General features: G+C 72.6%; 16 protein-coding genes. 5 read left to right on the top strand and 11 right to left on the bottom strand.

Annotation, left to right across the window (positions count from 1 at the left end; all coding sequences use genetic code 11):
- Positions 1 to 51: 51 nt before the first annotated feature.
- Entirely contained in the window at positions 52 to 741 is a 690-nt protein-coding gene (locus tag WME73_RS45680) for a class I SAM-dependent DNA methyltransferase (RefSeq protein ID WP_437913653.1), read from the bottom strand.
- A gap of 75 nt (positions 742 to 816) precedes the next feature.
- Positions 817 to 1617 (bottom strand): MlaE family ABC transporter permease, encoded by an 801-nt coding sequence (locus WME73_RS45685; RefSeq protein ID WP_437296096.1) that lies wholly within the window; start codon positions 1615 to 1617, stop codon positions 817 to 819.
- Between the two features lie 424 nt (positions 1618 to 2041).
- Here WME73_RS45685 and WME73_RS45690 point away from each other — a divergent pair, with 424 nt between their 5' ends.
- Entirely contained in the window at positions 2042 to 3373 is a 1332-nt protein-coding gene (locus WME73_RS45690) for an AAA family ATPase (protein WP_437742562.1), read from the top strand.
- Positions 3360 to 4058 carry a retron system putative HNH endonuclease gene (locus WME73_RS45695; protein WP_437742563.1) on the top strand — a complete coding sequence of 233 codons (699 nt, stop codon included), beginning with the start codon at positions 3360 to 3362 and terminating at the stop codon, positions 4056 to 4058. Before WME73_RS45690 ends, WME73_RS45695 begins: the two co-directional genes overlap by 14 nt.
- 110 nt (positions 4059 to 4168) lie before the next feature.
- On the opposite strand, the gene tsaE is transcribed toward WME73_RS45695, so the two are convergent.
- From tsaE to WME73_RS45710, 3 genes are all read right to left on the bottom strand, one after another.
- Positions 4169 to 4681 carry a tRNA (adenosine(37)-N6)-threonylcarbamoyltransferase complex ATPase subunit type 1 TsaE gene (gene tsaE, locus WME73_RS45700; RefSeq protein ID WP_437913654.1) on the bottom strand — a complete coding sequence of 171 codons (513 nt, stop codon included), beginning with the start codon at positions 4679 to 4681 and terminating at the stop codon, positions 4169 to 4171.
- Positions 4682 to 4684: 3 nt separating this feature from the next.
- A complete protein-coding gene (locus WME73_RS45705) occupies positions 4685 to 5824 on the bottom strand; it encodes a hypothetical protein (protein ID WP_437913655.1) in 1140 nt (379 codons plus the stop codon).
- A 148-nt stretch (positions 5825 to 5972) separates the two neighbouring features.
- Entirely contained in the window at positions 5973 to 7817 is a 1845-nt protein-coding gene (locus WME73_RS45710) for a hypothetical protein (RefSeq protein ID WP_437913656.1), read from the bottom strand.
- Between the two features lie 263 nt (positions 7818 to 8080).
- Between WME73_RS45710 and WME73_RS45715 the strand changes: the two genes are divergently transcribed.
- The 3 genes from WME73_RS45715 to sdhB are packed head-to-tail and all read left to right on the top strand — an operon-like array spanning position 8081 to position 11814.
- Entirely contained in the window at positions 8081 to 8902 is an 822-nt protein-coding gene (locus WME73_RS45715; protein WP_437913657.1) for a succinate dehydrogenase, read from the top strand.
- A gap of 55 nt (positions 8903 to 8957) precedes the next feature.
- Positions 8958 to 10991, top strand: coding sequence for a succinate dehydrogenase flavoprotein subunit (gene sdhA, locus WME73_RS45720; protein ID WP_437742568.1), 2034 nt, complete (start codon positions 8958 to 8960; stop codon positions 10989 to 10991).
- A gap of 1 nt (position 10992) precedes the next feature.
- Positions 10993 to 11814 (top strand): succinate dehydrogenase iron-sulfur subunit, encoded by an 822-nt coding sequence (sdhB, locus tag WME73_RS45725; protein ID WP_437296102.1) that lies wholly within the window; start codon positions 10993 to 10995, stop codon positions 11812 to 11814.
- Positions 11815 to 11826: 12 nt separating this feature from the next.
- Here sdhB and WME73_RS45730 read toward each other — a convergent pair whose 3' ends face one another.
- From WME73_RS45730 to WME73_RS45755, 6 genes are all read right to left on the bottom strand, one after another.
- On the bottom strand, positions 11827 to 12387 hold the full coding sequence (locus WME73_RS45730; protein ID WP_437913658.1) for a hypothetical protein: 561 nt from the start codon (positions 12385 to 12387) through the stop codon (positions 11827 to 11829).
- Positions 12388 to 12500: 113 nt separating this feature from the next.
- Positions 12501 to 13385 (bottom strand): branched-chain amino acid ABC transporter permease, encoded by an 885-nt coding sequence (locus tag WME73_RS45735; RefSeq protein WP_437913659.1) that lies wholly within the window; start codon positions 13383 to 13385, stop codon positions 12501 to 12503.
- A 73-nt stretch (positions 13386 to 13458) separates the two neighbouring features.
- Entirely contained in the window at positions 13459 to 14658 is a 1200-nt protein-coding gene (locus WME73_RS45740; protein ID WP_437742572.1) for an ABC transporter substrate-binding protein, read from the bottom strand.
- Positions 14659 to 15036: 378 nt separating this feature from the next.
- Positions 15037 to 15783: a TlyA family RNA methyltransferase gene (locus tag WME73_RS45745; protein ID WP_437854567.1), complete on the bottom strand. Its 747-nt coding sequence runs from the start codon at positions 15781 to 15783 to the stop codon at positions 15037 to 15039.
- Complete coding sequence (locus WME73_RS45750) at positions 15780 to 16907, bottom strand: ABC transporter substrate-binding protein (protein ID WP_437913660.1); 1128 nt, start codon at positions 16905 to 16907, stop codon at positions 15780 to 15782. Before WME73_RS45750 ends, WME73_RS45745 begins: the two co-directional genes overlap by 4 nt.
- On the bottom strand, positions 16900 to 18081 hold the full coding sequence (locus WME73_RS45755) for a trypsin-like serine peptidase (RefSeq protein WP_437854569.1): 1182 nt from the start codon (positions 18079 to 18081) through the stop codon (positions 16900 to 16902). The genes WME73_RS45750 and WME73_RS45755 overlap by 8 nt, the downstream gene beginning before the upstream one ends.
- Positions 18082 to 18138 lie beyond the last annotated feature (57 nt).

The raw sequence follows: 18138 nt of genomic DNA on the forward strand, positions 1-18138 counted from the left end.
TGCCCCCATAGCAGCGGCGAGGACGGGCGGCAGGGCCCCGGCGAGGGCGCCTCAAGCGCCGGCACGCACGCCGACCGTCATGGTCTGCGCGCCGAGCGGGAACCACGCGAGCCAGGGCTCGAGCGGCCGCAAGGGCGCGAGCGGCCGCGGGAAGAACAGCACGTAGTCCTGCCGCACCGAGGCAAGCGCGCCTGCGAGCAGCGCGCGCACCTCGCGTGGCGGAAGCAGGATGGCGTCGTCGTCGAACGGACACAGCCGCACCGCTCGCCGCGTGAGCGGGTTGTACGGGTTGTGCTCGAAGACGAACAGGCGCCCACCCCGCTTGAGCTTGGCCGCAACCGCCTGCACCAGCCTGGAGCGCTCGGGCGGCGGAACGTGGTGCAACACGCCCGACAGCACGGCCGCGTCGAACCGCTCGCTCGGGATGGCGGCCTCCTCGCCGTACACGGTCGCGCTCGGAGCCTGCTCGCGCGCAAGCTTGGCGCTCTCCGCCGACGGATCGAAGGCGCCGACGAAGGCGAAGCGACCGCAGAGCAAGCGCGTGAGGCTGCCGGTGCCGCAGCCGTAGTCGAGCACGCTGTGCGCGCTGGACACGCCGGCCCGCGCCAGGCACCCGAGCTTGTGCTCGGCGAAGTACTCGGGCCCTTCCCCGCTCAGGCGCACGCTCCGCTGGTGCGCCTCGCGGTAGGTGGGGGCGTAGTGATCGAACTTTTCGACTTCGGAGGCGCGATCGAGCGACACGCCGGTCACCGTAACATCCGCGCCGCCGCGCCGCAGCATCGCGGCACGTGGAGGGCAGCGGTCCTCCGTCGCGGCTCACATGTCGAGCAAGAGCTGCGTCAGGATGTAGTTCGTGACGAGCACGGTGACGCAGCTCTCGACGACCGCGCGCGTGGTCGCGACGCCGACGCCGCGCGCGCCGCCCGAGGCGTAGAAGCCGTGGCGGCACGAGACCGACGAGACGATGAAGCCGAAGACGCACGCCTTGATGAGCCCCATGGAGATGTCCTTGGGGAGGGCGAAGTCGCGGATGCTCTGGAAGAACGCCCCCTCGTCGCCGCCGAGCCAGAGCACGGCGACGAGGTACGAGCCGCACATGCCGACGCTCGTGTACAGGATGCAGAGCAGCGGCAGCATCACCGTCGCGGCGAAGAGCCGGGGCGAGAGCAGGTACTGCACGGGGCTCACGCCCATCGTCGCGATCGCGTCGATCTGCTCGGTGACGCGCATGTTGCCGAGCTCCGCGGCCATCGCGCTGCCGGCGCGGGCGGTGACCATGATCGCGGAGAAGACCGGCGCGAGCTCGCGGGCCAGCGAGACCGCGACGAGGCCGCCGACGCGGCCCTCGGCGCTGAACGCGCGCAGCGCGTAGGACGTCTGCAGCGTGACGACCATGCCGCTGAAGACGCCGGTCAGGCCGACGATGAAGACCGACTGCGCGCCCATGAAGTCCATCGCCGCGAGGAACTGGGCGGGGCGGAACGGCGGGCGCACGAGCCAGACGATCGTCTGGAAGGTGAGCGTGACGATGTTGCCGATGTTGTCGAGGAACGCGAGGACCGGCTCCAGCGCCCTGTCGAGCAGCTGGCCGCGGCTGGTCTCAGCGCCTTCCTTCACGGTGCGCTCTTGTACCACGCAACGCCGCCGCGCACGGGGCCGGGCTCGCGACGACCCCGCGCGCCCGCTCGCCCGCGCCGCGGCGCGCGCTTCGCGCCGGCGCGTGGCCGGGGAGGGCCGCCCGGCGGGCGGGCGCACGGCCTGATGGGCTTTCGCGGTGGCAGGTGGGGGTGCCGCCGGAGAGGTGCCCGCTGCGCCGACTCCGGGAGGCCACACGGGGTAGGGCTGCGCCGCGGTGGTGCCTTCGCACCATGGGGCGGTGCCTGGCTGCGTCATGGTAGAGGCGTGGCACCGGCAAGAGGCGCGGAAGGACACGATCCTCTCAGCGCTCAACTTGCCCAGGGCGGCGGCCAGCGGACCCAGCGATCCCGGCGAAAACCGCTAGCTCCCCAGGTTTCCACCGCGTATCACCCATCGAGCCTCGATGCGAATCGACGAGATCCGGTTGATCAACTTCCGCGCCTTCGAGCGGTTCGCGCTGCATCTGGAGCCGCGGCTCACGGTGCTCGTCGGCCGCAACGGGACGGGCAAGACGACCGTGCTCGAAGGGCTGGCAGTGGCGCTGGGCGCGTGGCTGAGCTTCTTCAACGCGAGCCGGGACGACCGCCCGATCGCGAAGTCGGCAGCGCGCTTTGTTACCACGATGCACGGCGGCGTCCCGAGCATGGCGACGTGCTACCCGGTGCGCGTCGAAGCGAGCGGTGAAACCCCGCTGGGCCACGTGGCGTGGGCGAGGGAGCTTCGCGGCGCAGACAGCCGCACGACGACGGGCGTCACCAAGTCCGGTCGGGAAGGTCCGCTGGAGGCGACCCGGTTCATGCCTCGTGGCATCGAGGATGCGATATCGGGCGCCGAGCCCATCGCGCTCCCGGTGCTCGCCTACTACGGAACAGGTCGGCTGTGGCACCACAAGCGGGACAGGAACCCCGAGAGGGCGGGCTTGAAGTCCAGGCTTCAAGGCTACCGGGCCTCGCTCGAGGCCGCGTCCGACCAGAAGGGGTTCGAGGCCTGGATGGCTTGGCGCGAGGAGGATCGCGTCCAGCGCCTCGCGCGGGCCGCGGAGGAAGGGCGCCCGCTCTCCGAGGTGCGAAGCCCCGAGCTGGAGGGGGTGAGCGCGGCGGCGTGCGCTTGCCTCGAGGGAGCTCGCCGGATCTATTACAGCGCCAACCACCAGGAACTGCGCGTCGACTTCCTGGATGGCTCCTCCCTCCCCTTCGGGGCTCTCTCCGATGGCCAGCGGAACCTCATCGCGGTGGCGGCAGACATCGCGTGGCGCGCGACGCAGCTCAACCCGCAGCTCGGCGCCGAAGCACCGGCGCGGGCCACGGGCGTCGTGCTCATCGACGAGGTAGATCTCCACCTCCACCCCGCGTGGCAATGGCGCGTGCTCGACGATCTTCTTCGCGCGTTCCCCGGCATCCAGTTCGTCGTGACGACGCACTCGCCTCAGGTGATGTCGGCGGCCCCGCGCGGATCGGTGCGTCTCCTCGACCCGGATCACCAGGCGCACCGGGTCGAGAGGATCGCGGGAAAGGACACCAACACCATCCTGGAGGACATCCTCGGTGCCCCGTCGCGCCTGAAGGAGACGCAGGACAAGCTCGACGAGCTCGCGCGGTTGATCGACGACGGCCAGCTCGAGGCAGCGAAGGCGCTGCTGGCGGAGCTATCGAGCCTCCTCGGCGAGGACGACGCTCAGATCGTCACCGCGCGGTGGGAGATCTCCATGGCGGAGACCGGAAATGCGCCGGATTGAGAAGGCCCGCGAGCCCGCGTGCCTGGCCGACCTCCGGGGCACCCCTGGCGCAGCCTGGAGCTCGGTGCATGGAACACAGCGGCAGCAGATGCGGGAGCACGCGTTCAAGGAGCAGCATGGGCTCTGCGCGTACTGCATGTCCCCGCTGCCGGGACCGCCGAGCGCCGAGGGCATGAAGATCGAGCACTTCGAGACCCGCGCGCTGTCGCCGGAGCTGGTCTTCGACTGGGACAATCTGCTCGGGGTCTGTTTGGGCGACGTGGGCATCCGCGAGGGCGGAGGAGAGCACCGCAAGCGCTATCACTGCGACACCTACCGCGGACATCTCCCGAGAGAGGAGCAGCGGATCGAGCTGAACCCGGCGGCGTCTCCGCCCGACGTCAGTTCGATGTTCTCGTATACGAACCAGGGGGAGATGCGACCCGCCGAGGGCCTGGAGCCCGCGATGCGCGCCAGCGTCGAAGCGCAGATCGAGCGTCTGAACCTCAACATCGCTCGTCTTCGACGGAACCGGAGGGACGTGATCGGTGCCCTCCGGTCTCAATTCCAAAAGAAGGCGCCGCGGGCCGCACGCGTGAAGGAGTTGCTGGAGCTTGCATCGACTCCGGATGGGACCGGTCTCTTGCCGCCCTACTGCCAGGCTGCTGCCTACTACCTGGAAAAGAAGCTCCGGCAGCTCGGCTGAAGCGGCGCATGCGGATCGACCTTGTCGAACGCGCGTCGCGCCTTCGACTCACGCAGCAGTCGCTTCCACCGAGCCGCTCGCCTGCGGCACGTCGCCATGGCGAGCGGAGCCTACAGGGGCCGCTCCCCCTCCAGCGCCGCGAGCACCTCGCCGCTCCGCGCGCCGGTCGCCCTGATCTCGGCGGCGCGGCCGGGCGCGGCCGGGTCCTCGGGGGCGGCGAGGTGGATCAGGAGCGCGTCGCCCCCGAGCGCCTCCACGAACGGCTCGCCCCACTCCACCACGACGAGCGCGCCCTCCGCGCGGCGCTCGCGCAGCCCGAGCTGGGCGAGCTCCGCGGCCGCGTCGTCGCGCGCGCCCCCCGCGGAGGACGCGCCCCCGAGGCGGTAGGCGTCGGCGTGCGCGATGGGGACCCGGCCCTCGTGCTCGTGGACCAGCGTGAACGTCGGGCTGGTGATCGGGAGCTGCGGCGGGACGCCGAGCGCCCGGCAGAGGGCCCGGGCGAAGAACGTCTTCCCGGCGCCGAGATCGCCGGCGAGGACGACCAGATCGCCCCCCGCGAGGCGCGCGGCGAGCGCCCGTGCCAGGCGGATGGTGCTGCGGCGGCTCGGCAGCTCGATGCGCATGCGTCAGAACCGGACCCCGGCGCCGAGCGTCGCGCCGACCAGCAACAGGGAGCCGCCCCCCGTGGGAACCCACCGGAGGTTGCCGAGCTGGGCCTCGAGCTGCACCGAGGGGCTCAGCGCGAGCGCGACGTCGAGCGACGCCCCGAGCACCGGGTGGACCTCTAGATCGCCGTGGTACGTCGTGAGATCGGGGCCCACGGCGCCGGGGGCGGACCTGAAGAACGCGCCCGCGCGGAGCGACGGGCCGAGGTGGAGCGGGAACGCGCGCCACGCGCCGTCGTGCGGCGTCAGGCTGGGCGTCAGCAGCAGGCGCGCGCCGCCCTCGATCCAGCCGGCGAAGGGGCCGGCCAGGTTGCCGCCGCCGCCGGCGAACAGCTCGAGCCCGCGGTCGCCGGGCGCATAGGCCACGCGCGCCTCCCCGACCAGCGAGGCCGCGCTGCCGCTCGCGCCCGGGAGGCGCGCCGCCGCGACGGCCAGCCCGAGCGACGCGGAGAGGGCGACCCGGCGCCCGCCCGAGTACGCCGGCCAACCGCGCTCCGGCCCGAGGGGATACGCCATCAGCACCTCCTTCGCGGGCGGCGCGGGCGGCGGCGCCGGCACGGGGGGCAGCACGATCGCCCCGCCCGCGGACGGAGGCGGGGGCGCGCTCGCCGGAGCGGAGCGCGCGGCGCGCTCCCAGGGGAGCTCGCCGGCGCCGACGCCCTCCGGGCGGAGCAGGACCGCCAGCATCTCCTGCGTCTGCCGGGCCTCTTTACCCCGGTCGACCTCCCTGGCGACCGACTCGACCCGGCCCGTCGAGGCGAGGTACGCGGTGAGCTCGATCCGGGTGGTCGTGACCGCAGGATCGACGGTGCCGGTCAGGACCCAGTCCGTGCCCGTCCGCGCGCCCACCGCGCGGTACTCGTCCGCGCTGTCGGCGACGCCATCGGCGACGTCCTTGAGCGCGGCAGCGACCGCGCCGTCCGGCGCCGTGGTGTGGCCGAGGGCGGCGAGCCCGCGCGCGACCTCGGCCTGGGCGGCGCTCCGGGCGGCCTCGTCGGTGCCCCCGCGCGTGGGGAGCAACGCCACCCGATCGGCGAGCGCGGCAGGGGCGATCGCCAGGAGCGCGGCGGCGGCGGCACAGGAGAGGGCTCGGCGGATCATGCGGCGCCATGCTACGCCCGCCGGCAGGCCGGAGCAGCCCCGGGGCGACGCGCCGGCACGGTCTCCACGCGCGGCCTCGCGCGTCGTGCCCCGCGCTGGCCGGGCGCCGGCCACGTGAGCCGCGTCATTCACCGCGCTTTCGCCCCGCTCATCGCGCTTTCCCGCTCTCGCGGTGGCCGATCACCCGCGGCAGCACGCGCCGCCCGCCGAAGCCGTCCGCCGCCGTCGTCCAGAGCTCCGCCGTCGCGGTGCTCATGGCGCTCGCGGCAGCGAGGCGCCGCGCCTTCACCTCCGCCGGGTCCTCGGTGCCCGTCTTCGGCAGCCGCTGCACGCCGGCCCAGGCGAGCACGCCGGCGTCGCGCCCGAGCGCCGCCCAGAAGCTCGGCGGCGACGGATGGGTGGCGAGCCACGCCGCGAGCGCGGCCGCCGCTCCCGAGCCAGGCGTCGCCCTGGGATCGCCCGCGCCCGGCGGAGGCTGCGCGCCGGAGGGCGCCGCGAGGAGCGGGAAGAGCCCCGCCGTCGCGACGAGCGATCCCGGCGGCGGCGCGACGGCCGCCTCGAAGGCGAGCGCGATCGTCACCGAGCGGGGAGCCGCGCGGAGCGCCTGGTCCGCGCAGCGCGCGTCGCCGGCGAGGACCATCCCGCGGATGGCCGGGGGCCGGAGAGCGCGCGCGTCGAAGGTCCCGTCGCAGGGCAGCGCCAGCGCGATGCCGCGCTCGGCCAGCGGCGCGGCCCCGGCGGCGCCCGCCGTCGCGGCCCCGGTAGCGCCCGCCGGCGTGGCCCCCGCAGCGCCCGCCGGCGCGGGGGCCGCGTCCTTCCGGACCTCGGCATCGCCGCCCACGAGCGCCACCGGCTTCGCTCCCCGCTCCGCGAGCGCGGCGGCGAGCACCTCGATGCTCCTCGCGGGCTCCTCGCCCACGACGAAGACGAACGCGCCGTCCAGCGCCGCCGGCTCCGGCGGGTGGACGAGCAGCACCGGGATCGCGTGCGTCCGCGCGAACTTCGCCGCCTCGGTCGCCTGCTCCCGATCGGAGCCGGCGATGAGCACCGCGGCGCCCTCGGCGGTGAGGCTGTTCAGCGCCTCGTCCACGCTGCCCTCGCCGCCGTCGTCGCGGCTCACGAGCCGCGCGTCCGAGCCCGGCCGGAGCAGCCCGAGCCCGTGCGCCACGCCGGCGGCGATCTCGACGCCCCGGCGGCGCGACGCGGCCGTGCGCGTCGACAGCAGCAGGCCGACCGTGGGCGGCTCGACGCGCGCGGCCCCCGCGCCGGCCGCGAGCTCGAAGATCGCGTCGCGCTGGGTGCCGAGCGCCGCGTCGGCCCGATCGAGCAGCTCCTTCGCGAGCGCCACGTCGCGGCGCTCGCGGGCGACGATCGCGAGGCGCTCGGCGACGAGCGAGCGCAGGTCGACCTCCGGGCTCACGACCTCGCCGGTCGCCCGCCCGGCGCGGAGCGCCTGGACGAGGTGATCGATCGGCACCTCGCGCAGCTGCGCCCCGATCTGCGCCCGGACGGCGGCGCGCCGGTCGTCGTCGGCCTCGCGCAGCCAGACGCTCATCAGCTCGATCGCCTGCGTCCACGCGCCCGCCTCCATCGCGGCGGCGGTGACCTCCTCGTTGAGGAGCGCGCGCACGTACGCGTCGATCATCTTGCTCACCAGCGGGCGCAGCACCCCGAAGGCGGGCCTCGGCTTGCCGGCTCGCCGGAGCGCCGCGCCGCGGATCACGCGCGCGAGATCTCCGATCGCGCTCCGCCCCGCCGCCTCGACCTCGGCCGCGAGCGCCCCGGCGCGGCGCAGGTCCCCGCGCTCCAGGGCGATCCACGCGAGGTGGACGGTCGCGACGCGCGCGAGGTCGTCGGAGGCGTGGCGCCCCCGGAAGGCGAGGAGCTCCGGCTCGAGCGCGATGCGCTCCGCGCGCGCGCCGTTCGCGAAGCGCGAGAGGAGGGGGCGCAGCTCGGCCTGGGCCGCGGGCGACCCGGCCAACGCCGGGCTCACCGGCGCTCCGCCCTCCTGCGCGCCGCAGCCGGCGCCGGCGGTCGCGGCGGCGAGCGCGAGCAGGGCCGTCGCCGCGATCGCGGCCGCGCGGGCGTGAAGTGGCCGACGTTGCCCGGCGGCGCCGCGGCGCGGGCGAGATGCCGCGCCGCCGCTCGACGCGCCAAAGGCAGCGGAAAACCGGCCGGAACTGTTGACTGCGTTCACCTTGACGTCACCCGGGGCATCCCATACACCCGCCGCGCCCGCCTTCCATCGAGGTCAGCGTGTCCGAGGCAACCCCCGCGAGATCGCTCTTTCACGAGAGCCGCCGGTCCTTTCTCCTGCGCAAGCTGCATTCTCTCACCGGCGCCCTCCCCGTGGGCGGTTTCCTGCTCTTCCATTTCTGGACGAACGCGAAGGCGCTCCAGGGGCAGGAGCGGTTCGACGCGGCCGTCGCCGAGATCTCGCACATGCCGTACCTGCCCGTGCTCGAGATCGGGCTCGTCGTGCTGCCGCTCGCGTTCCACGCCCTCTACGGGGTCAAGCTGGTGCTCGAGGGCAAGCCGAACGTCGGCAGCTACACGTTCTCGCGCAACTGGATGTACACGCTGCAGCGGGTCACGGGGGTGCTCGCCTTCGCGTTCATCGGCTTCCACCTCTGGTCGTACTGGGCGCAGAAGTGGCTGGGCCGGATGGCGCCCGAGGAGTTCTACCCGCGGCTGTGCGCCGACATGGCGTCGACGGTCGGCGGCGTCCCGGTGATCGCGCTCGTCTACCTCTTCGGCATCGCGGCGAGCGTGTTCCACTTCGCCAACGGCCTCTGGGGCTTCTGCTTCTCGTGGGGGATCACCGTGTCGCGCCGGGCGCAGCGGATGGCCGCGGTGGTCTTCGGCGCGGTGGGCCTCGTGGTCTTCCTGTTCGGCGCCAACACGGTGATCTATTTCGCCACCGGCGCGCCGTTCCCCGGGACGCCGGGCCCGTCGGCGGAGGGGGGCCGCACCTGCGCGGACATCGCGTCGTCGTCGACCGGTTCCACCGGCGCGCCCGCGCACGCGTCTGTCGGCGCCGGCGCCGGCGCCGACGTGGGCGCGCCGGCCTCGCACTGACCATCGTATCGGCCGCGCCCTTCCGGGGAGCGGCGCGGGAGCATCGGGATCGAACATGGCCGCGAAGAGCACGACGAGGAGCGAGGGGGGGAAGGTTCGGCGCGTGATCGTCGTCGGGGGCGGGCTCGCCGGCCTGATGACGGTGATCAAGCTGTGCGAGGCGAAGGTCCCTGTCGACCTGATCTCCCTCGTGCCGGTGAAGCGCTCGCACTCGGTGTGCGCGCAGGGCGGCATCAACGCCTCGGTGAACACGAAGGGCGAGGGCGACAGCCCCCAGGTGCACCTCGAGGAGACGGCGTACGGCGGCGATTTCCTCGCGAACCAGCCGCCCGTCAAGGGGATGGCCGAGGCCGCGCCGGGCATCGTGAACATGCTCGATCGCATGGGCGTGCCGTTCAACCGGACGCCGGAGGGCCTGCTCGACTTCCGCCGCTTCGGCGGCACGCTCTACCACCGCACGGCGTTCGCCGGCGCCACGACGGGGCAGCAGCTGCTCTACGCGCTCGACGAGCAGGTGCGGCGGTACGAGCTCGCCGACGTGACCGACGAGCACGGCGTGGCGATCCCGGGCGAAAAGATGGTCCGGAAGTTCGAGTTCTGGGACTTCCTCGAGGCGATCCTCGACGACTCCGGCACGTGCGTGGGCTGCGTCGCGCAGGACCTGAAATCGATGCAGATCCGCGCCTTCACGGGCGACGCGGTCGTGCTCGCGACGGGCGGCTGCGGCATCGTCTTCGGCCGCTCCACGCTGAGCGTCATCTGCACGGGGACGGCGGCGTCGGCGGTCTACCAGCAGGGCGCGGTGTACGCGAACGGCGAGTTCATCCAGGTGCACCCGACGGCGATCCCGGGCGCCGACAAGCTGCGGCTCATCTCGGAGAGCGCGCGCGGCGAGGGCGGCCGCGTCTGGGTGCCGAAGGACAAGACCGACGCGCGGAGCCCGCGGGACATCCCCGAGAAGGAGCGCGACTACCTGCTCGAGCGGATGTACCCCGGCTACGGCAACCTCGTCCCCCGCGACATCGCCGCGCGCGCGATCTTCAAGACGTGCTTCCACGAGGGGCGCGGCATCTGGAGCCCCGCGACGGGCCGGAACGAGAACGAGGTCTACCTCGACCTGACCCACAAGGACGAGAAGTTCCTCCGGTCGAAGCTCGCGGGCATCCTCGAGATCTACGAGAAGTTCGCGGGCACCGACCCGTACAAGAACCCGATGAAGGTCTTCCCGGCGGTCCATTATTCGATGGGCGGCCTGTGGGTCGACTACGAGGCGGACGCGCGGGGCTCGCTCAAGGCCGGGTCGCCGCGCAACCACGCGACGAGCATCCCGGGCCTCTACGCGGTGGGCGAGGTGGACTACCAGTACCACGGGGCCAACCGGCTCGGCGCCAACTCGCTGCTCTCGTGCATCTACGCCGGCATGGTGTGCGGGCCGGCCGTCGCGACCTATCAGCGGAGCATCAAGCGGAGCGCGCTCGACCTGCCGCGCTCGATCTTCGACAAGGCCGAGAAGCGCGCGGAGTCGAGCTACCAGCGCATCCTGACGCAGAACCAGGACGCGAAGCAGCCGGAGAACGCGTACCGGCTGCACCAGGAGCTCGGTGAGACGATGCTGCGCGACTGCACGATCGAGCGCGACAACGCCACGCTCGACCGGGTGCTCGAGAAGCTCGGCGAGCTCGAGGAGCGGGCGGGGCGGATCAAGTGCACGGACACGGCCCCGCGGGTGAACCAGGGGGCGCAGTTCGTGCGCCACCTCGAGAACATGCTGGTGCTCGCGCGGGTCATCGCGCAGGGCGCGAGGAACCGCGACGAGTCGCGCGGGGCGCACTACAAGCCGGAGTTCCCGGCGCGGAACGACGCCGCGTGGATGCGCACGACGCTGGCGCGCCACGAGGAGAAGGGCGCGGTGAGGTTCGTCCGCGAGTTCGACTACGCGTGCGCCGGCCAGTCGATCCACGTGACGGACGCGGTGGACACGTCGCTCGTGACGCCGCGGGAGCGGAAGTACGAGCAGGCGGGCGCGGCGAGCGCGGCGAGCGCGGCGAGCGCGCAAGCGACAGGGAAGCTGTCGCAGAAGAGCGTGTAGGATGGCCAAGGCGAGCGGAGACGAGGCGAACGGGGCGGCGGCGCCGGCGCAGCCGAAGGGCGAGGGCCGGCTTGTGCACCTGCGCGTGCGGCGGCAGGACACCGCGGATCGGACGGAGTCGCGGCGCTGGGAGGAGTTCAAGGTCCCCTACCTGCCGCAGATGAACGTGATCAGCGCGCTGCAGCAGATCCAGAAGGATCCGCGGACCGTGGACGGCAAGGAGGTGGCTCCTGTCGTCTGGGAGGCGGTGTGTCTGGAGGAGGTGTGCGGCTCGTGCACGATGGTGATCAACGGTCGAGTCAGACAGGCCTGCTCGGCGCTCATCGACCAGCTCGCGCCGAAGGGCGAGGTGATCACGCTGGAGCCGATGTCCAAGTTCCCGCTCGTGCGCGACCTGCTCGTCGACCGGAGCCGGATGTTCGAGGACATGAAGCGCGTGCGGGCGTGGATTGACATCGACGGCACGCACGAGCTCGGCCCGGGCCCGCGCGAGTCGCCGGAGCGGCAGCAGGAGCGATATCCGCTCTCCCGCTGCATGACGTGCGGCTGCTGCGTCGAGGCGTGCCCGCAGTACAGCGACGGGACGAAGTTCGTCGGCGCCTTCGCCATCAACCTGGTGCGGCTCTACAACATGCACCCTTCGGGGGCGATGCACGAGGGCGAGCGCCTCGAGTCGGTGATGAGCGAGGGAGGGATCACCGATTGCGGCAAGTCGCAGAACTGCGTCGAGGTGTGCCCGAAGGAGATCCCGCTCGTCGACTCGCTCGCGGCCGTCTCCCGCGACACGACGAAGCGCATGCTGTTCGGCTGGCTGCTGAAGTAGGCGCGCCCCCCTCTAAGGAAACAGCGACCCCGTCCCGAGCCCGTTCCCGAGCCCCATCTGCAACGCGTCCGGCGCGCGCGGCCGCGCCAGCTTGCCCATGCGCATCCCGACGATGTGCGTGATCAGCGTGCAGGCCTGGTGCGCCCGCGCCGTCGCCTCGCACCCCATCCAGGCGCCGAGCGGCTCCCGCTCGCCTTCCTCGCTGTAGCGGATCACCGCGCCGCCCTCGGCGACCGTGATCCAGGCGTTCGCCTGGCGCGGCAGCGAGGCGTGCAGCACGCCGACCTGGCCCAGCGGATCGTCGTTCGGGCCGGTGACCCGGCCGTCCGGCTCGAGCAGCGCCACCGGCTCGGCCTCCAGGCCGAACACGCGCCCGCCGCGATCGACGCTGAGCTGGTGCTCGCCGTTCACGAGGATCTTGCCGTCCGGCATGACGTCGATCGTGAGGTCGGCGAGCGCCCAGCGCGCGCGGGGGATGTCGAGCAGCGCGCCGCCGCGCACCCAGTTGGCGGGGGGCGTCGCGGCGCACGCCGCGAGCAGCGAGAGCGGTACGACGAGAGCGAGGCGTCGCATGCGCCGAGCATACCGCAAGGACGCGCGGCGCGTGGGCCGGCGGGCCAGGGCGGCCTGCTCGTTCTGGAGGATGGATGGAAGCGCGGCGCGTGGGCCGGCGGGCCAGGGCGGCCTTACACCTTCTCGGTCCCGGTCGTGCCGAGCAGCCCCGTCGGCTTCACGAGGAGCACCCCGATCAGCACCGCGAACACAAGGACGTCCTGCAAGCCGGAGTAGGGCGTGAGCTTCGTCATCTCTCCGATGATCCCGATCAGCATGCCCCCGAGCATGGCGCCCGTGATGTTGCCGATGCCGCCGATGACCGCCGCCACGAACGCGCGGTTGCCGATCACGACGCCCATCGTGGGGTACACCTGCGACTGATCGAGGCAGTACAGCACCGCGCCCACCGCCGCGAGCATCGAGCCCGTGAGGAAGGTGAGCGCGATGATGCGGTTCGTGCGGACGCCCATCAGCCGGGCGGCCTCGACGTTCACGCTGAGCGCGCGCATCGCCTTGCCCGTCCAGGTGCGCCGCACGAGCAGCTCCAGGCCGATCATCACGAGGATCGAGGTGACGAAGATCACCTGCCGCGTGTTCTCGATCGGCAGGAGCTGCGGATAGCCGCGGTAGCGGGCGGTGAAGAGGAGCTGCGCCAGGTTCTGGAGGAGCACGCTCATCCCGAGCGCCGTGACCAGCGGCGTGATCCGGGTGTTCGCGAGGCCCCGCCCCCGCGAGCGCAGCGGCGCGTAAGCCACCTTCTCGACGAGGACCCCGAGGACGCCCGCGAAGGCCATCGCGCAGAGGGTGCCGGCCACGCCCGCGAACAGCGGCGCGCTGCCGCCGCCGAACGCCGCGATCCCGAAGAGCCCGGCGAAGGCGCCCATCATGAAGATCTCGCTATGAGCGAAGTTGATGAGCTTGAGGATGCCGTAAACCATCGTGTAGCCGAGGGCGACGAGCGCGATCATCGACCCCTGGGCGAGCCCTGTGATCAGGGCATTCACGATCTTCTCCATGGAGACCTCTTTAACGCACGTTCCGCACGTTCCGCGCGCTCCTCACGTCCGAGCCAGCGCGCGGGGACGACCGCTACTGCTTCGCAGCCTTCTCGTTGACCGTCGCGTAGTAGGTAAACTGCTTGTCCTTGATCCGGACGATGACGACCGGCTTGTCCGCGTTGCGCTCGGCATCGATGGTGATGACGCCCGTCGCGCCCTGGAACCCCTTGGTGTCCTGGATGGCCGCCCGGATGTCGTCCGGCGTCATCGCCTTCGCGCGGCCCATCGCGTCGGCCAGCAGCCTGGCCGCGTCATAGCCCTGCGCCGCGATGCTCGACGGCGTGCGGTTGTACCGCTCCTTGTACTTCTTCACGAAGGCCTGGGAGTTGGGCCAGGGGACGTCCGGCGCGTAGTGGTTCGTGAAGTACGCGCCGTCGAGCTCCTCCGCGGCGTCGCGCAGAAGCTCGTTCGCGTCCCACCCGTCGCTGCCGACGAACATGCTCCCTGGTACGCCCGCGGCCTTGGCCTGCCGCGCGACAGGGGCCATGCTCGTGTAATAGATCGGCGCGTAGATCATCTCCGGGTTCGCCGATTTGAGCTCGTTGATGTACGTCGTGAAGTTGGTCTCCTTCTTGAGGAAGCTCTTCTCCATGACGATCTCGCCGCCTAGGCGCTTCACCTCGTCGCGGAAAACCTTGGCGAGGCCCGACGAGTAGAGGTCGTCGGAGGCGAAGAAGAGCCCCACCTTCTTCTTGCCGAGCGTGTTCACGATGAACTGCGCGCCCATCTGGCCCTGCACGTCGTCCGTGAAGCAGGCGCGGAACACGAACGGGCCGACCTTCGTCACGTCCGGGTTCGTGGATGACGGCGTGATCATCGGCACCTTCTTCTTGTTGGCGACGATGCCGCCGGCGCGCGACCGCGACGAGGCGACCTCGCCGAGGAGGGCCAGCACGTGATCCCGATCGATGAGCTGCAGGACCTTGTTGGTCGCCTCCTCGGGCTTCGACTTGTTGTCCTCGTAGAGGACGTGGATCGGCTTGCCCTTGACCCCACCGGCCTTGTTGATCTCGTCGATCGCGAGATCGATAGCCTCCTTCGAGTCGACGCCGAACGCCGTCTCCTCGCCCGAGAGGCTGAAGTAAGCGCCGACCTTCCACTCGGCGTCGTCCTTGGCGTGCTGGGCGGCGTTGTCGGCCGAACCCTCGCTCTTCTTGTCGCAACCGAGCGTCATCGCGCTGAGCGCGAGCGCCCCGGCGATCATCTTCACCAAACCCCGTCGTCCGAGCATGTCGTCGTCCTCCCTGTCGCCGGGCTGCCTCGCGTGGGGTCGCCCGCGGTGGCCATGGCCGCCCACGGAGCGGCTCAGAGCGCGTGTACTCACCGCGTCTACCATTGTCTACGCGGCACGTCAGCACCGTCGGGCCGCGATGCGGTCGGCGTGGAGCATCTTAAGTGTTCGACTTTCCACGGATTCCGGCGGCCGAGCCCGGCGTCGTGGCGCGCGGCGTCGCGCGCCGCGGCCAGCCAACGCGGTGCGCATGGCGGCTAGCCGACGCGGCGACTGGTCAACGGGGTGCACATGGCGGCTGCGCAACGCGGCGGCTGCTCAACGTGGCGGCTGCTCAACGCGGCGGCTGGTCAACGCGGCGGTCGATCGACGCGGCGGCTAGCCGGTGCGGCGCGCATGGACGAAGTGCTCGACGTTCCCCTTCGGCCCGCGCACCGCGCTGTCGACCTGGCCGACGACCGAGAAGCCCGCGGCCTCGATGGCCTGGCGCCCGTCGGCGATCGCCGCGAGGCGGGTCGCCTCGTCGCGGATGACGCCGCGGCCGCGGGCGGCGGCCTCGCGGCCCGCCTCGAACTGCGGCTTGATCAGCGCCACGAGATCCCCCGAGGGGCGGAGCAGGCGGGCGATCGCGTCGATGAGGCGGGAGATGCTGATGAACGACGCGTCGACGACGACGAGATCGATGGGGACGTCGAAGTCCTCTCGCTGGAGCTCGCGGGCGTTGACCCGATCGCGCACCTCGACGCGCGCATCGGCGCGGAGCTTGGCGGCGAGCTGGCCGTAGCCGACGTCGACGGCGAAGACCCGCGCCGCGCCGCGCTGGAGCAGGCAGTCGGTGAAGCCGCCGGTCGAGGCGCCCACGTCGACGCACGTCTTCCCGGCGACGTCGAGGCCGTGCGCGGCGAAGGCCGCGAGCGCGTGCTCGAGCTTCTCGCCGCCGCGCGAGACGAACCGGGGGCCGGAGGCGACGTGGACCTCGGCGTCCTCCGCGAGCAGCGTGCCCGGCTTGTCGATGCGGCGCGGCCCCGAGGTGACCTTGCCGGCCATGATCAGCGCCTGCGCTTCGGTCCGCGAGCCGGCGAGCTTCCGGGCGACGAGCAGGGCGTCGGCGCGCACGCGGGTCATGGCGCCTCCGTCCTGGGCAGGGGCGCGGCGAGGCCTGCGCCGCCGGGGGAGGGAGGGACGGCCGCGTCGCCGGAGAGCGCCAGCGCGTCGCCGTGGAGCGCCCGCGCGACGGAAGCGAGGCCGTCGCCGATGCGCGGGCCCGGGCGCAGCGCGACATCGGTGTTCAGCGGGCGCAGGCGCCCCTCGCGCACGGCGCGCAGGGATCTCCAGCCGGGCGCGTCCCGGAGCGCCGCCAGCCTGGAGGCGCCCTGTGCGTCGGCGTCGCTCGACGTGCCGTCGAGCAGGACATCGGGATCCAGCGCGAGCAGCTGCTCGACGCTGATCGACGGGTAGGCGCCGCCGCGGGCGATCACGTTCTCGCCGCCGGCCAGCCGGATGAGCTCATCGGGGAAGCTGCCGGGGCCCGCGACGAAGAGGGGCGAGGTGTCGAACAGCAGGGCGGCCCGGACGCGCGGGGCGCCTTTTGCGGCGACGGCCTGCTCGACCGCGCGGCGCCGGGCGCGGATACGGCCGATCGCCTGCTCCGCGCCGGGCGCCGCGTCGAGCCGCCGCCCGAGCTCCGTGAGCATGTCCTCGATCTGCGCGAGCGACTCGGTGCCGGGGAAGCACGTCGCGATCCCGTGCGCGCGCAGCGACTCGTCGAGCGCGGGCCCCGCGGGGCCGCGGGCGCCGACGACGAGGGTCGGCGAGAGCGCGATGATCGCCTCGATGCTCGGATCGGCGTAGCCGCCGACGCTCGGCAGTCCGAGCACCTCGGGCGGGTGGTCGCAGTAGCGGGACCGGCCGACGAGCGCCGCGCCGGCGCCGATCGCGCAGACCGCCTCGGTGGTGCTGGGCGACAGGGAGACGACGCGCGCACCCGCCGCGCGCGCCGGGGCGGTGCGCTCGCACGCCGCGAGCCCGAGCGCCGCGAGCCCGGCGAGCGCGGCCCGCCGCGAGAGCGCGCGGCCCGGCGCGCCCGGCAGGAGCGAGGCCCGCACGGCGCCCGGCAGGAGCGCAGGCCTCGCGGCGCCCGGCAGGAGCGCAGGCCTCGCGGCGCCCGGCAGGAGCGCAGGCCTCGCGGCGCCCGGCAGGAGCGCCGCGCCGGCGGCGCTCCGCGTGGAGGAGCGCCGCTCGTCAGCCAAGCCGCTCCCGGCTGCGCCGCCGCCGCAGGCTCGTGAGAGCGCCCAGGCTCGCGGCCCCGAGCACCCAGGGGACCGGCTGCGTCGGATCAGGCCGCGGGCTCACGCTGCAGGACCCGCTCGCCTCGTCGTCTGCGGGCGGCTCGGGGACCTTCGCGCAGAAGCCGGGCTCGCCGTTGCAGCTGTAGCCGTCAGGGCACGCCGCGGCCTCGTTGCAGGGCCGCGTGCAGGTGCCGTCGAGGCACGCGTTCGCAGGGCACTGCTCCGGCTGTTCGCACGTGGCGCCGACCTCCGCCGAGTACGCGGGATCGGTGGGGTAGCCGGTCGCCCAGGGGGGCTCCTTGTATCCTCCGGCACGGGCGGCGCGCACGGTCGTCTCTTTAATCCATTCCGCCCAGCCGTACACATAGCCGTAGATCGGATACTCGCAGCCCGCGGCCCCGCGCGAGGTCACGCCGATCACGCGGTGCATCAGATCGAGGCTGGGTCCGCCCGAGTCTCCCTCGCAGATGCCGGTGTCCCCGACCCACTCCGTCGCCTTCACCAGCGACGACGGGCAGCCGTCAGCCACGCAGTCGATGAACAGCCTGTCGCGGCGCCGCCGCAGGCCCGCGCCCGTGCTCTCGTCGTTCGTCGCCCCGAAGCCGACCGCGTAGTACTCCTCGCCCTCCACGAGCGGCACGTCGACGCGCGGCACGAGCGGCACGGCCTCGCTCTCCGGGATCGGCTCGTCCAGGATCAGGATCGCCTGATCGTTGCCGCAGAACGCGTCCGTCCCCTCGCCGGGGAGCAGCACGACCTCGCTGCCGCCGTAGAAGCGCGCGTACCTGCCGATCTCCGCGTCGGGCGTCACGAGGATCCGGCGCGCGAGGTGCGTGTCCGTGAACTTCGTCGATCGACAGGTGATCTGGCCGTCGAGCTCATTGGCCATGTCCGACACGCAATGACGGGCCGTCAGCACCACGTTCGGGGCGATCAAGCTGCCGGTGCAGATCGCGCCGATCACGTCGTTGTAGATGCCCACGACAGCCCTGTCGCCGTCGTCGAGATATCCGTCCTGAATGGCATCCCGCGCCTCACCGATCTCGTCAGGAGGCGCCTCCAGGGCCGAGCTGCACGCTGTCGCAGCGAGTCCCAGGGCGAGAATCCAGGTGACTCTGGGCAAGCAAAACGACATCGAAGGCCTCCAGATACTGCAATGTCTGCGCGCCGCGGGGTGCCGCAAGGAGCAAAG

It is taken from the genome of Sorangium sp. So ce302, assembly GCF_051530145.1.
GTDB classification, from domain to species: Bacteria; Myxococcota_A; Polyangia; order Polyangiales; family Polyangiaceae; genus Sorangium; species Sorangium cellulosum_B.